The sequence below is a fragment of the Mycobacterium sp. E3298 genome (assembly GCF_001666895.1).
Taxonomy (GTDB): domain Bacteria; phylum Actinomycetota; class Actinomycetes; order Mycobacteriales; family Mycobacteriaceae; genus Mycobacterium.
Map to the genome: position 1 here is coordinate 1 of NZ_LZJB01000070.1, position 809 is coordinate 809.

The following is an 809-nucleotide window of genomic DNA, read 5'->3' on the forward strand; positions in this document are numbered from 1 at the left end:
GTGACGGGCACGGCCGACCCGGCCGAGATCCGCACCCAGCTCGGCGAACGGCTGCCCAGCTACATGGTGCCCGCGGCCGTCGTGGTGCTGGAGGCCCTGCCGCTGACGGTCAACGGCAAGCTCGACAAGCGCGCCCTGCCCGCCCCCGAGTACCACAAGACCAGCGGCGAATACCGCGCACCCACCACCGCCGTCGAGGAGACGCTGACCGCGATCTACGCCCAGGTCCTGGGACTGGAGCGGGTCGGCGTCGACGACTCGTTCTTCGACCTAGGTGGCGACAGCATCCTGTCCATGCAGGTGGTGGCGCGCGCCCGGGCGGCCGGCGTGGTGTGCCGGCCCCGCGACGTCTTCGTCGAGCAGACCGTGGCCAAGCTGGCCCGGGTGGCCCGCGTGGCCACCGACGACGAGGAAGTGGACGAGGGCATCGGCCCGGTGTCCGCGACCCCGATCATGCGCTGGCTGCAGCAGGTCGAGGGCCCGACCGACCAGTTCAACCAGACCATGGTGGTGCAGGCCCCGGCCGGCGTCACCCGCGACGATGTTCAGGTGGTCCTGCAGTCGCTGCTGGACCGGCACGCCACGCTGCGGCTGCGGGTCGACGACGACGGCGCGGGCGGCTGGGCGATGCATGTACCCGAGGTCGGCTCGGTCGACGCCGGCACGTGCCTGCACACCGTCGACGCGCTGTCCGACTCGGCGCTGGTGGCGGCGCGCTCCCAGCTGAACCCCGCCGCGGGCACCATGTAGCTGGGCAGCCGTTCGCCGAGCTGGGTGCGGATCTCGGCCGGGTCGGCCGTGCCCGTCAC

The 809-nt window shown here is 72.8% G+C and carries 1 pseudogene; it reads left to right on the forward strand.

The features are described 5' to 3' along the window. Positions 1–747: pseudogene (locus A9X05_RS02730) on the forward strand (phosphopantetheine-binding protein); the annotation flags it as partial. Between the last annotated feature and the right edge of the window lie 62 nt (positions 748–809).